Origin of the sequence: Brachyspira sp., from assembly GCF_029258575.1 — a bacterium.
GTDB lineage: Bacteria > Spirochaetota > Brachyspiria > Brachyspirales > Brachyspiraceae > Brachyspira.
On the sequence record NZ_JARHYI010000145.1, the window covers coordinates 1 to 13793 of the forward strand.

Here is a 13793-nt window from a genome sequence, read left to right on the forward strand (position 1 = left end):
GTTTGAAAATAGCGGATATTGATCCTAGAAAATCTGAATATGATAATTGCTTTACTATTTCTGATAAGGCTAGAAATTTAGGCGGTGCTGTGCTTACTGCAATGATGTATTTATATAATAAAAATTATAAAAGGAAATTATTATGAATAATGAAATTGATTTAATCGAATTAAAAAAACATGCTAATATTTATTCAGAAGATACTAAGCCATTAGAAGATGAAAAGAGAGACTGGAATACTTGGAGTATAGCTTCTCTTTGGATAGGTATAATGGTATCAATTCCTGTATATATGCTGGCAGGAGGATTAATAGCTTCTGGAATGTCATGGATACAAGCTATTTTTACAATAGTGCTTGGTCATACTATTGTAATGATTCCTGCTGTACTATTAGGTCATTTTGGAACTAAATATGCTATAGGTTATCCTTTATTATCAAAATTAGTATTTGGTCCTAGAGGAAATGTATTTCCAACTTTAATAAGAGCTTTTTTAGGATGTTTTTGGTTTGGAGTTCAATCTTGGATAGGCGGTACGGCTATAAATTCTATAATAATTAATATTATACCTTCTTTTAAAGGAGTCTTTGCTGTACAATTTATTTCATATTTAGTATTTTTAATTATAAATATTTATATAGCAATTAGAGGAGCCAAAGCTTTAAAAATATTTGAGCAGTTTTCTGCTCCTATATTGATAGGATTATCATTATCTGTATTAATTTGGGCATATAAAGTTGCAGGAGGTTTTGTAGAGATATTTAGTTATTCAACTTTGCATGGAGGAAATAATTTTGCACAAATAGTTTTCCCTGCTCTTACAGCTATGATAGCTTTTGATAGTACTATAGCTATGAATATTTCAGATTATACAAAAAATGCTAAAAAGCAAAGTCAGCAATTTATAGGTCAATTTTTGGGAGCTCCTATTATGACTGCATTTATAGTTTTTGTTGGAGTTTGCGGAACTATAGGGGCACAAATACAATTTGGTGATATGATATGGAATCCAGCTGATTTAGTGGCTAAATTTGATAATCCTATAATAGTAATTATATTTTCAATATTTATTATAATTGCTACAATGACAACGAATATACCTGCTAATTTAATACCTCCAGGAATTATTTTTTCAAATATATGGTCTAAAATATTTACATATAAAAAAGCTATTCTTACAGTTTTAGGTATTTCTATAATTGTAATGCCTTGGAAGGTTTTAGAAAATCCTAATAATTATATATTTGAAGTTAATGGAACTTTAGCTACTTTTTTAGGTCCTATGACAGGAATATATATGTCGTCTTATTGGAGTCAATATAAAACAAAAATCTCTTTATTTGATTTGTATAGAATAGACGGAGGGCTTTATTATTATAATAATGGTTGGAATATAATTGCTATGATTATATTATTTGCATCTACTTTAATAGTATTATTAGGTAAATTTGTTAATGTCCCAATATTTAAATTTTTATATGAAAGTTCTTATGTATTTGGATTATTAATAAGTTTTTTATTGTATGCTATATTAATAAAATTTACTAACAAGGAGGTAAAAGCATGAAAACTATTATAAAGAACGGTACTATAGTTAATGCTTCAGAAACTTATAAAGCTGATGTATTAATAGAAGATGAAAAAATTTCAAAGATAGGAACAGATTTAAAATGCGATGATGCAGAAATTATTGATGCTTTAGGTAAATATGTGATGCCGGGAGGTATTGATGTTCATACTCATATGGATATTAATGTGGGTATAGGAAGAGCTGTTGATGATTTCTATACTGGTACTATTGCTGCTGCCTGTGGAGGAACTACTACAATAGTTGATCATATGGGTTTCGGACCTAAAGACTGTGATGTATTTCATCAATTAGAATATTATCATACTCTTGCTAATAATAAATGCGTTATTGATTATAGTTTTCATGGAGTTTTACAGCATGTTAATGAAGATGTTCTTAAAGGGCTTGAGGTATTAGCAAAAGAAGAAGGCTTACAAAGTACAAAATTATATTTAACTTATAATTATAAAATAGAAGATGATAATGTTTTAAGAGTATTGAAGAAGATGAAAGAACTTAATGGAGTATCTGCTTTCCATGCTGAAAATCATTATGTAATAGAATATTTAAAGAAAAAATTCGTAGAAGAAGGAAAAACATCTGCACATTATCACCCTATAAGCAGACCTGCAGAGGCAGAGGCAGAAGCTGTTAATAGAATAATACATTTATCCGTTATAGCTGGAAATGCTCCTGTTTATATAGTTCATACTTCAGCTGGAAAGAGTGTAGATGAAATTGTTAATGCAAGGGCTTTGGGACATAAAAATATATTTTCAGAAACTTGCCCTCAATATTTAGTTTTAACTGATAAAGAGTATGATAGAGAGGACGGACTTAAATTTGTTATGTCGCCTCCATTAAGGAAACAGGAAGACTGCGATAAATTATGGAAGGCAATAGATGACGGACATATTCATGTAATTGCAACAGATCATTGTCCTTTTAATTATGAAACTGATAAGGTAAAAGGAAAGGAAAATTTTACTAAATGCCCTAATGGTGTCGGTGGAATAGAGGAGAGATATCCTTTAATGTTCTCTGAAGGTGTTATGAAAGGAAGAATAAGTATAAATAGATTCGTTGAAACTTTATGCTATAATCCAGCCTTAATATATGGACTTTATCCTCAAAAAGGTGCTATCATTCCAAATGCTGATGCTGATATAACTATAATAGATACTAATAAAAAATCTGTTATAACTCAATCAAATATGCATGGGGCTTGTGATTATACTGCTTATGAAGGAATGGAGCTTTTATGTACTATTGATACTGTAATATCAAGAGGAAAAGTTATATTCAAAGATAATAAGTTTTTAGGTGATAAAGGATATGGTAAATTTATCAAGAGAAAAACTTTAGATTATTATGCTGACAGTACTAATCATTTCAAATTAGGAAGTTTCATAGATATTGATTGTAATTAAATATACAAAAAATCATTATATAAAAATAATCGGCTATAATTCAAAGTCGATTATTTTTTATATTAATTCTTTACTAATTATGTTAATATTTCAATTAAAATCATTTTAAAATTATATTTTTATATTATTATAGATTAATCTTTTTATATTTGTAAATATTTGAAAATAGTTTATAATATCAAAATTAATAATTTTAAGGATATTAAAAATGGCAAAACCGATAACAAAAGAAGGATATGATAAAGCTAAAGAAAAACTTGCAGAATTAAAAGCAGAATTTGAAACTTTACCTGCTATTATTGCCGAGGCTAGAGAAAAAGGCGATTTAAAAGAAAATGCTGAGTATCATGCTGCTAAGGAGAAACAAGGATTATTGAATGCTCAAATATCAAAGTTAGAAAGCGATTTAGCAGGCTGCGAAATAATAGATCCAGCTAATTTAGACAAAGATACAGTAACTTTTGGTAAAAGAGTAAAAGTTAAAGATAAAAATAGAAATGCTGTTTTTGAATATAGAATAGTAGGCGAATTAGAAGCTGATATGAATAAAAATGAAATAACAATAGTAACACCTATTGCTAAAGGATTATTAGGTAAAAAGATCGGAGATCTTGTTACTATAAAGGTGCCTGCTGGAGATAAAGTTTTAGAGATATTGGAAATTAGTATATAATTTTGTTATAATTTCATTTATCAATAGAATTCTTTTATTTTTTGTTGAACTTTTTATTATAATAGCATTCTAAAAGTGTAATTGTACTTGAAGTTTTTAAATAAAGTTATATATTTAAAAGTATATTCCAATTTTTAGGAGTTTCATATGTCTAAAATGAAAATTATGATAGCATCATCTGAGGCTTCTCCATTTATAAAAACAGGGGGGCTTGCTGATGTTGTTGGTGCTTTACCTATATATTTAAATAAATTAGGTGCTGAAGCTTTTGTTGTACTGCCTAAATATAGAGATATTAATTTTCATGATTGTTATTTAGAGAATATACTTCCTACTATGGGAGTATGGATGGGAAGCGGAGAAGAATGGTGTTCTGTATTTAAAACTGTAAAAGATGGGGTTGATTTTTATTTTATAGAACATCATAGTTTTTTCAGCAGGGAAGGACTTTACCATGATGCTTCTTTCAATGATTATCAGGATAATGCTTGGAGATTTGGATTTTTTTCAAGAGCTGCTTTACAATTATGTAAGGATTTGCAGATTGATGTTGATGTTGTACATGCCAATGATTGGCAAACTGCAGCTATTCCAGCTTATATAAAAACTTGGCATTGGAATGATAAGATAGGACATGCAGCTAGTATACTCACTATACATAATGCTAATTATCAAGGTATATACAATGCTTCTACAACTTATGATTATTTAGGTTTAGGTTTGAATAATTTTAGTCCTGATACTTTTGAAGATCATGGGAATATCAATTTACTTAAAGGCGGAATATTCTTTTCTGATGTAGTTACTACTGTAAGCCCTACATATGCAAGAGAAATTGCTTCTCCTTATGGAGGACATGGTATGGCTCCTTATTTGCAAAATAAAACTACAAGCTTCTTCGGAATACTTAATGGTATTGATGAAAATATCTGGTCGCCTGAAAATGATAAATTTATACCTGCTAATTTCTCAGCTGATAATATGAAAGGGAAAACAATATGTAAGAGAGAATTGCAAAAAAGATTTTTACTTGAAGAAGATGATGATGTAGTTTTAATAGGTGCTATTGGAAGATTTGTAGATCAGAAAGGATATCATTTGATAGCTTCCATGATAGATTCTTTAGTTAATAATATGAAAGTTCAATTCTGTATACTAGGTACTGGTGATAAGGGACTTGAGGGTTTCTTTGGCGATTTACCTAAAAGATATCCAGGAAGAGTTGGTTCTTATATAGGTTTTAATAATGAATTATCACATTTGATAGAGGCTGGATGCGATTTATTTGTAATGCCTTCTTTATTTGAGCCTTGCGGACTTAATCAGATGTATTCTTTGAGGTATGGTACTTTACCTATAGTTCATGCTACAGGAGGACTCGAGGATACTGTTGAAAATTATAATGAGCAGACTGGAGAAGGTAGTGGATTTAAATTTTATGATTCTAATCCTTCGGCATTATATAATACTATAGGGTGGGCTGTTAGTGTTTATTATGATCATAGAGATAGATTTACAGCTATGCAGAAAAGAGGTATGAAAATAGATAATTCTTGGGAGAAAAGTGCTAAGGAATATATCAAGGCTTATGAGCTTGCTATTTTAAATAAAAATAATTATGATACACATTGCGGTTTATGATGATTTTTTAATTAATATATTGGAGATGCAGTATGGGAAAAAATAATAATATTTTATATGTTATGTCTGGGCAAAATTTTCAGGATGAAGAATATTTTGAAAGTAAAAAAATTTTTGAATCAGCTGGATACAAAACAAAGGTATCTTCTACTTTTATAGGTACAGCTCAAGGTAAATTGGGTGGTATGACAAATATAGATTTACTATTCAGCGAAGTTGATGCTGTTGAATTTGACGCTATTATATTTATAGGAGGTATAGGCTGTATAACTTTATGGGACGATTGGCGTACCCAAGGGCTTGCCAAATTATTTTTGGATAATCAAAAAATAGTTGCTGGTATAGGAAGTGGTATAGTTATTATGGCTAATGCTAAAATATTGGAAGGTGTTAATGTTACTTGTATTTCTGCAGATGAATCACATGTTAGACATGGAAATGCAAATGTTGTAAAAGATAACATTGTTGTTTCTGGAAATATTATAACGGCTAATGGTCCTGATTCTTCAAAAGAATTTGCTAATGCTGTTTTAGAAGTATTAAACAATATATCTTAATTAATTTTTTATTATGAATAGAAGGTCTAAATTATTATGATCTTTTATTCATAATTTTATAAAAATAGAATTCATATCTAAATAAAAACAAATAGTCAATTCAAAATCTTATTTTATAATATAATAATAAATGGTACTAGTAAAATGATAAAAGCGGTATTTTTTGATATAGATGGAACTTTAGTAAGTTTTAAGACGCATAAAATTTCTGAATCTTCAAATAAAACTATAAAATATTTAAAAGAAAAAGGTATTAAGATTTTTATAGCAAGTGGAAGAACTTTATTTCAAATAGATAATTTAGATGATTTGGAATTTGATGGTTATATAACTATGAATGAATGCAGTTGTTTTATTAATGATAATGGAAATATTGAAGAAATATCTAGTACTTCTTTTGATAAGAATGATTTACTTTCTTTGAATGATTATCTAAAAACTGATAGATTTCTATGCACTGTTATAACTAGTGATAATATGTTTATTAATTATTCAAATGATATAATTAAAGATCTTTATGCTATAGCTAATTTTCAGGTTCCAAAATCTATATATTTAGATGATTATATTACAAATAATTATAAGGATATTTTACAGCTTAATATTTTTAATAATTCTAAATCAAACAGATGGCATTTTTCATTTGCAGATGTTAATACAAAAAATAGTGGTAAAGGTATTGATAAAATTATAGAATATTTTGATGTAGATTTATCTGAAACTATGGCTTTTGGTGATGGAGGCGATGATATAGGTATGATAGAGCATACAGCTATAGGAGTTGCTATATGTAATGCCAATGATGATGCAAAAAAAGTGGCTGATTATATTACTGATGATGGGTATACAAGGCTTTAAAACATTTCAATTTGATAGATTTTTAACTAGGAGATTTTATAATGATAAAAGCAGTATTTTTTGATATAGATGGAACTTTGGTAAGTTTCGATACTCATAAGATTTGTGATTCTTCTAAAGAGGCTATAAAACTTTTGAAAGAAAAGGGGATAAAAGTTTTTATAGCCACAGGAAGAATAAAGATGCATATAAATAATTTAGATGATTTAAAATTTGATGGTTATATAACTGCAAATGGTTTTGACTGTTATGTCGATGATAAATCTATTTATAGACATTCTATAGATAAAGATGAAGTTTATTCATTGATTGATTATCTTAAACATAAAGAGCAATTTCCATGCTCTATTATGATGAATAATGGTATATTTATTAATTATATTACTAAAGAAGTTGAAGAAGTTTCTAAAGCAATAAATCTTCCGATACCAGCAGTTGAAAATTATTATGATTTTTTAGAAGAGAATATAAATAATATTTTGCAGATAAATTTATTTGTAGATGAAAATAAAGAAAAAGAATTAATGAATAAAATATTTAAAAATTGTGAATCAAGCAGATGGCATCCAGCCTTTACAGATGTTAATACAAAAGGAGGAGGAAAGCATATAGGTGTTGATAAAATAATAGAATATTTTGGTATAGACTTATCTGAAACTATGGCTTTTGGTGATGGTGGTAATGATATCACTATGATAGAGCATGTAAATATTGGTATTGCGATGGGTAATGCTAATGAATCTGTGAAAAAGATAGCCGATTATATTACTGACGATATTGGTAATGACGGTATTTATAATGCTTTAAAACACTTTAATGTATTATAATATATATTATAGTTCTTGAAAACTCCATTTTTTTTTACTATACTTATAATATATAAATTCATAAGGTGTAACAAAAAATATTGGAGTTTTTTATGAAAGTTTTTAATACCGTTGCTTTGATACTAGGAGGAGGAAGAGGAACAAGATTATATCCTCTAGTAAAAGCACGTTCCAAACCTGCTGTATCTCTAGGTGGTCAATATAGAATGATAGATATACCTGTATCTAACTGTATTAATAGTGGATTTAGAAATATATATGTTATTACTCAATTTAATAGTGCATCTCTAAATAATCATATATATAATGCATATAGGTTTGATAATTTCTCAGGGGGGCATGTAAGTATATTAGCAGCCGAGCAAACAGATACAAATATAGATTGGTATCAGGGTACTGCTGATGCGGTTAGAAAGAATTTATCCCATTTTGATAATGAATTTGTGAATAATGTAGTTATACTTTCAGGCGATCAAGTTTATCGTATGAATTATAATGTTATGCTTCAGCATATGCTGGAAACAGGTGCGGATATAGTTGTAGGTACTGTTCCTGTTGTGAGGGAAGATGCTAAAGGTTTTGGTGTTATGTTAGTAAATAAAAGAGGTCAAATTACTAACTTTCATGAAAAGCCAAAAGAAGATGAGGCTCTTGATTCATTAAGATTAAGTGAAGAACAGAAAAAGATGTTTAATATAGAAGACCCTAGCAAAGAGTATTTGGCTTCTATGGGTATATATGTATTTAGAAGAAATGTACTTAAAGAATTATTGGCTGATGTATCTATGATAGATTTTGGTAAGGACATTATTCCAGAAGCTATTAAGAAATATAAAGTATTTAGTTATGCATTCCAAGGTTATTGGGAAGATGTAGGAACTATTAAAGCTTATTTTGAAGCTAATATATCTTTTGGAAGTAAAAATCCTCCTTTTGATTTCTATGATGAAAATGCTCCTATATATACACATGTTCGTTACTTATCTCCTTCTAAAGTTGAAAAGGCTACAGTAACTTCAAGTATCATAGCAGACGGATGTAGAATAGAGAATGCCACTATTAAAGAATGTGTAATAGGCGTTCGTTCTGTTGTTCAAAGCGGTTCTACATTAGAAAGAGTTGTTATGATGGGAAGCGACTATTATGAGGATAATGATGATATTGAAAGACTTAATGTAAAACATATTCCTAAAATAGGTATTGGTAAAAAATGCACTCTTAAAAATGTAATTATTGATAAGAATGTAAGGATTGGTAATGATGTTGTTATTACTAATAAAAAGAAAATACAGCATCAGGATAGTGAATTCTATTGTATTAGAGATGGAATTGTAATAATACCTAAAAATACAATAGTAAAAAGTGGTACAGTTATCTAATTATTTGTTAGTTTAAGTTTGTTTGTTGTGGGTAGGAGATTCTCTTCTGCCCATATATATTATATTTTAAAATTGAAAAATTTAATAAAATTTCTATAAATATATTTTATAAATATGAAAAAGATGTTATAATTTTATAGTCAAGATAGTTTATATATAAAGATTTAAGGAGAGTAAATCATGAAAAAATTATATTTTTTATTGACATCATTAATTATATTATCAGCATCTAATCTTTTTGCTGATGATTTTGTAGTTCCACCTTCTGCTTTACCTGCAAATGCTACTGGTTTTATAAAGAAAGTATTTCCTGATGCTCAAATTTTTAAAGTTGAAAAAGATGGAAGAAAATTTGATGTAAAATTATCAAATGGGGTATCAATAGATTTTTTGTTTAATGGCGATTGGGAAAATATAGATAGTGAATATACTCCTATACCAGATGCTGCTTTTCCGCCTGCTGTTATAAAGGCTGTAAAAAGTGCTTATCCTCAGGCTGCTATTATTGATGCTGAAAAAGAATGGGGAAATTACAAATTAAAATTAAATAATATGATGGAGATTATGGTAACAGGTAATGGTCAGATTATGGGGCAGCAATTTGACGATTAATAAAAGTTAATCTTATAATAAAGCAGTAAGATTAATAAGTGAAATCTTACTGCTTTTATTTTTATGAATTAATTATTATTTAAAGTATTTATTAATGTTTCAATATCTTCTCTTGTGATAATTTCTCCACTCATAGTAGACAGTGAACGAAGAGGAGTTTCAAGCATCATGCTTTCAAACATTTTTTTAGTATCAGTTTTATCATCTTTAAATAAATTATCAAGTCCTGATAAAAGTTTATTATAAAAATCTTTTGCTAAATTTTCATGAAGCAAGTCAGACATATTGTTATTAAGATTGTATGGTTTAGATGCTTTTATATTTATTGGTTTTAATTTTCTTCCAAGAAGTTTTTCAAATTCATTGTCAGAAATATTTATATCATTAAAATTAAAATAGTTATCTATTTTTTTCTGATAATAATTGATAGAATGTATTTCCATACTTTTACTTAATAATAAATTTCTTGACGAATTGCCTATATATATAGTGTATATTCCATTTTCTATTTCATATTGTTTTGTATCAGAATTATAAAATGAAAAGCTTCTTTTATTTAATTTTAATATAATAGTTTTCTTTTCTTTAGGTTGTAAAAAAACTTTGATAAATGCTTTCAATTCTTTTTGTGCTTTGAATATATTGTTTTCAGGAGCAGATACATAAATTTGAGCAACTTCGCATCCGAATACATTTCCTGTATTTTCTACATCAAAAACCACATGTATATTATCAAGCCCTGCAATTGTATTGGCATCTGAAACTATTAGATTGGAGAATTCGAAAGTAGTATATGATAAACCGAAACCGAATGGGAATAAAACATTTTTTTCTGCTTTATCATAGTATCTGTAACCTACAAATATAGATTCTCTGTACTCAACAGCCTTATTACCTCCGGGAAAATATTTATAGCTAGGAGTATCTTCTAAGTTCAATGGAAAACTTTCTGCTAATTTTCCGCTTGGATTAACTAAACCAAATATTATATTGAATGCAGCACTTACAGCAGCTTCTCCAGCTAAATATAAATTGAGAACTCCTTTTACTTTATCAATCCAAGGCATTAAAACAGGAGCACCTATTGAAAGTACAACCACAATATTTTTATTGACTTTTGCAATTTCTTCTATTAGATGATTATGATTTTCTGGAAGATTAAGATGTTTTCTGTCAAACCCTTCAGATTCATAGGAGTTTATAAGTCCTGCAAATACTATAACAATATCTTTATCTTTGGCAATATTTACAGCTTCTTCTACTAAGGCATTATCTATTTCCAAAGAATTTGAATCATAACCTTTAGCATAATTAAATTCCAAATTATTTTCTTTGAAATATTCTTCAGTAGTATCTATTTTGTAAGCATTTATAAGAGAACTTCCATTACCCTGGTATCTAGGTTTTTGTGCAAACTCTCCTATAACAGCAATTGTATTTTCTTTCTTGCTAGGAAGAATTTTATCATCATTTTTTAATAATACTATAGAGTTTTCCGCAATCTTTCTTGCAATATTATGATGTTCTTCTTTATCATAAGAAAAATCATCATCAATATTATCCATAGAATATAGTGAAAAATATAAAAGTCTTTCTACTACTTTATTTAATATTTTTTCATCTATAATATTTTCTTTTACTGCATCATAAACTTTTTTATCATCGTATCCATTTGTGGCAGGCATTTGCAAATCAAGTCCAGCTTTTAAAGCTTCAACTCTATCATTAACAGCCCCCCAATCTGAAATAACAATACCGTCAAATCCCCATTCATATCTAAGTATATCTGTGAGTAAATATTTATTTTCAGAGGCAAATACTCCATTAACGCTATTATATGAACACATAATAGTAGAAGGTCTAGCCTCTTTCACAGCTATTTCAAAAGCATATAAATATATTTCTCTTAAAGCTCTTTCATCAACAACACTATCTATTATAAGTCTTAAAGTTTCCTGATTATTTACTGCAAAATGTTTTAAACTTGATTGTATTCCATTATCCTCCAAACCATTAATCCATCCGCTAGCCATTTTTCCAGCGAGATACGGATCTTCAGAAAAATATTCAAAATTTCTTCCGCATAGTGGAGAGCGTTTAATATTTATACCTGGACCTAATACAACTGCAACCTTATTCGCTTTTGCTTCTCTTGATATGGCTTCCCCCATTTCATACATTATATTAGGATCGAATGAACAGGCAGAGCAGCAGGCTGTAGGAAAGCATGTTGATGAAACGGATTTTTGCAAACTTAATTCTTTTGATTCTATGCTTTGCTTTCTTACTCCATGCGGACCGTCTGTTAAATATATTGAATCTATTTTTAATCTGATTATCTCTTTAGTTGACCAGAAATCTTTTCCACTTAGAAGAGATGTTTTTTCTTCTAAAGTCATTTCTTTTATTAATTCTTTTATTTTTTGCGAGTATTTATTATCGTTCATAAATTAATACCTCAGAATATTATTGTTATGTTAACATGATAGTATAAATATTTTAGTAAATCAATATAAATTATATATATTTTTATGCAGAATATTAATCACTTTTTTGTATTTATAACTTGTTAATTCATTTGATGATATTAATTTGAAATCTAAAAATACTGTTTTTCCGTTTTGAATAAAATAAGGATATGAATATTACCAATTAACTTGTCTGTATGCCAAATCGTTTGTATTTTCAGGACAACTTCAACTATGATATTATTATGCATTTCCATTAATTTTTTTAAGAAGCAGTTCCGTATACTAAACATCTGTATTTTCTTTTTATTGCAAAATATTCTATGTATAAAAATTCTTACGAAATCCAGCATAAACAAACGCCTATATGTATATCATCTTTTTTTATATGAAAAGAGTTTTTGAATTATTAGATGCATTCTTATTTAAAGACTCTTTCAAACTTCAATTTTCTTGTATATTAAAAGAGTCTTTACTTTTTATTAATTGTATTTCCATTTATCTAATTCATCTAGTCTAGGCTTATATATTCTATTATATAATATTTTTGCTATATTGTCATGTTCTTCTTTATTTTGAATTTTTCTGCTAGTCATGATTTTCATTTTTATGCTTGATATATTTTTATTTTCATCTATACAAGGCATATTATAATCATAGTCTGAAAGTATAAGCCCAAAACGCTGATACCATTCAATACGCTTTTTAGCAATTTCATTCAAATCATAAGGTTCAACTTCTATAACTATTAATTTATCACTAAGTATTTTTAATATTTTGGTAAGAACTTCTGTGCCGTATTTGTTTCCTCTAAATTTTTTATCTATAGCTAAATATTCTCCGTAATTAAAATCATCTAAATCCCAGAGCATAGTTAAACCTATAGGAGTATCATCATCTAATATGCCGTAAAATTTATAATTATCATTATGTTTATTTTCTAAAGTCATATCAAAATTCCATCTTTCTTCAGGAGGGAAAGCATCATTATACAAATCTTTATAAAAATCTTTATTCTTCAAATCTTCTTTCATTTCAATAAATTTAATCATAATAAAAACTCCAATATAAAATTTAGTCTGATTATATACTATTTTTAGAATTAAGTAAATACACCATTTTGAAATAATTTATACGATTGGTTAATTTTTAAAAAGTAAAAAAACTAATATCATAATAGTTTTAAATTTTTTACATATCATATTATAATATTATTAAGAATTGCATATTATATTTAATAGAGGCGTATTTATGAAAAATACATATTTGCCGACAGGCTGGCAAGAAGTAAAACTTGGAGATACAACTAAAATATTAGCAGGAGGAACTCCAAGCACTAAAAATAAAGAATATTGGAATGGCAATATATCATGGTTAACTTCTGGAGAATTAAATAATAAATTTATATATGAAACTAAATTAAAAATAACCAAAAAAGGTTTAGAACATTCAAATACTAGACTTATACCAATTGAATCTGTATTAATAGGATTAGCGGGTCAAGGAAAAACTAGGGGAACTGTTGCAATTAATTATATAGAATTATGTACTAATCAATCAATAGCTTCTATATTACCTAATGATTATTTCATACAAAAATTTTTATATTATCAATTAGATATGAGATATAAAGAATTAAGAAGTTTATCATATGGAGATGGAGGTCGTGGTGGATTGAATTTAAAAATATTAAATAATTTAATTGTTAAAGTCCCGCCCCTAGAGGAACAAAAACGCATAGCGGAAATTTTATCATTATGCGATGAAGTAATAGAGAA

At 27.7% G+C, this 13793-nt stretch carries 11 protein-coding genes and 1 pseudogene; 10 read left to right on the plus strand and 2 right to left on the minus strand.

The window, feature by feature from the left end; translation table 11 throughout:
* The first annotated feature begins 142 nt into the window (after positions 1-142).
* From Q1J76_RS11480 to Q1J76_RS11520, 9 genes and pseudogenes are all read left to right on the plus strand, one after another.
* Positions 143-1567, plus strand: a complete 1425-nt coding sequence (locus Q1J76_RS11480) for an NCS1 family nucleobase:cation symporter-1 (RefSeq protein ID WP_300370482.1) — start codon at positions 143-145, stop codon at positions 1565-1567.
* Positions 1564-3000: a dihydropyrimidinase gene (gene hydA / locus Q1J76_RS11485; protein WP_300370485.1), complete on the plus strand. Its 1437-nt coding sequence runs from the start codon at positions 1564-1566 to the stop codon at positions 2998-3000. The genes Q1J76_RS11480 and hydA overlap by 4 nt, the downstream gene beginning before the upstream one ends.
* Before the next feature lie 208 nt (positions 3001-3208).
* Complete coding sequence (gene greA, locus Q1J76_RS11490) at positions 3209-3673, plus strand: transcription elongation factor GreA (RefSeq protein ID WP_300370487.1); 465 nt, start codon at positions 3209-3211, stop codon at positions 3671-3673.
* Between the two features lie 147 nt (positions 3674-3820).
* Complete coding sequence (gene glgA / locus Q1J76_RS11495) at positions 3821-5314, plus strand: glycogen synthase GlgA (RefSeq protein WP_300370489.1); 1494 nt, start codon at positions 3821-3823, stop codon at positions 5312-5314.
* Between the two features lie 32 nt (positions 5315-5346).
* On the plus strand, positions 5347-5871 hold the full coding sequence (locus Q1J76_RS11500) for a DJ-1/PfpI family protein (RefSeq protein WP_300370491.1): 525 nt from the start codon (positions 5347-5349) through the stop codon (positions 5869-5871).
* Positions 5872-6015: 144 nt separating this feature from the next.
* Positions 6016-6755 (plus strand): annotated as a pseudogene (locus Q1J76_RS11505) (HAD-IIB family hydrolase).
* Positions 6756-6770: 15 nt separating this feature from the next.
* Complete coding sequence (locus tag Q1J76_RS11510) at positions 6771-7556, plus strand: Cof-type HAD-IIB family hydrolase (RefSeq protein ID WP_300370493.1); 786 nt, start codon at positions 6771-6773, stop codon at positions 7554-7556.
* Between the two features lie 92 nt (positions 7557-7648).
* On the plus strand, positions 7649-8935 hold the full coding sequence (locus tag Q1J76_RS11515; RefSeq protein WP_300370495.1) for a glucose-1-phosphate adenylyltransferase: 1287 nt from the start codon (positions 7649-7651) through the stop codon (positions 8933-8935).
* A 180-nt stretch (positions 8936-9115) separates the two neighbouring features.
* Complete coding sequence (locus tag Q1J76_RS11520; RefSeq protein WP_300370497.1) at positions 9116-9547, plus strand: PepSY-like domain-containing protein; 432 nt, start codon at positions 9116-9118, stop codon at positions 9545-9547.
* 68 nt (positions 9548-9615) lie between these two features.
* Here Q1J76_RS11520 and Q1J76_RS11525 read toward each other — a convergent pair whose 3' ends face one another.
* Both Q1J76_RS11525 and Q1J76_RS11530 read right to left on the minus strand, forming a co-directional pair.
* Positions 9616-11994, minus strand: coding sequence for a glycoside hydrolase family 3 C-terminal domain-containing protein (locus Q1J76_RS11525; RefSeq protein ID WP_300370499.1), 2379 nt, complete (start codon positions 11992-11994; stop codon positions 9616-9618).
* Positions 11995-12497: 503 nt separating this feature from the next.
* Positions 12498-13067: a GNAT family N-acetyltransferase gene (locus tag Q1J76_RS11530; RefSeq protein ID WP_300370501.1), complete on the minus strand. Its 570-nt coding sequence runs from the start codon at positions 13065-13067 to the stop codon at positions 12498-12500.
* Between the two features lie 199 nt (positions 13068-13266).
* Here Q1J76_RS11530 and Q1J76_RS11535 point away from each other — a divergent pair.
* Positions 13267-13793 (plus strand): restriction endonuclease subunit S (locus tag Q1J76_RS11535; protein ID WP_300370503.1); only part of this gene is annotated, 527 nt, incomplete at its 3' end.

Excerpts from the sequence above, each read along its gene's own strand:
- Q1J76_RS11480 (WP_300370482.1), top strand. The coding sequence starts at position 143 with ATGAATAATGAAATTGATTTAATCGAATTAAAAAAACATGCTAATATT.
- hydA (WP_300370485.1), top strand. The coding sequence starts at position 1,564 with ATGAAAACTATTATAAAGAACGGTACTATAGTTAATGCTTCAGAAACT.
- greA (WP_300370487.1), top strand. The coding sequence starts at position 3,209 with ATGGCAAAACCGATAACAAAAGAAGGATATGATAAAGCTAAAGAAAAA.
- glgA (WP_300370489.1), top strand. The coding sequence starts at position 3,821 with ATGTCTAAAATGAAAATTATGATAGCATCATCTGAGGCTTCTCCATTT.
- Q1J76_RS11500 (WP_300370491.1), top strand. The coding sequence starts at position 5,347 with ATGGGAAAAAATAATAATATTTTATATGTTATGTCTGGGCAAAATTTT.
- Q1J76_RS11510 (WP_300370493.1), top strand. The coding sequence starts at position 6,771 with ATGATAAAAGCAGTATTTTTTGATATAGATGGAACTTTGGTAAGTTTC.
- Q1J76_RS11515 (WP_300370495.1), top strand. The coding sequence starts at position 7,649 with ATGAAAGTTTTTAATACCGTTGCTTTGATACTAGGAGGAGGAAGAGGA.
- Q1J76_RS11520 (WP_300370497.1), top strand. The coding sequence starts at position 9,116 with ATGAAAAAATTATATTTTTTATTGACATCATTAATTATATTATCAGCA.
- Q1J76_RS11525 (WP_300370499.1), bottom strand. The coding sequence starts at position 11,994 with ATGAACGATAATAAATACTCGCAAAAAATAAAAGAATTAATAAAAGAA.
- Q1J76_RS11530 (WP_300370501.1), bottom strand. The coding sequence starts at position 13,067 with ATGATTAAATTTATTGAAATGAAAGAAGATTTGAAGAATAAAGATTTT.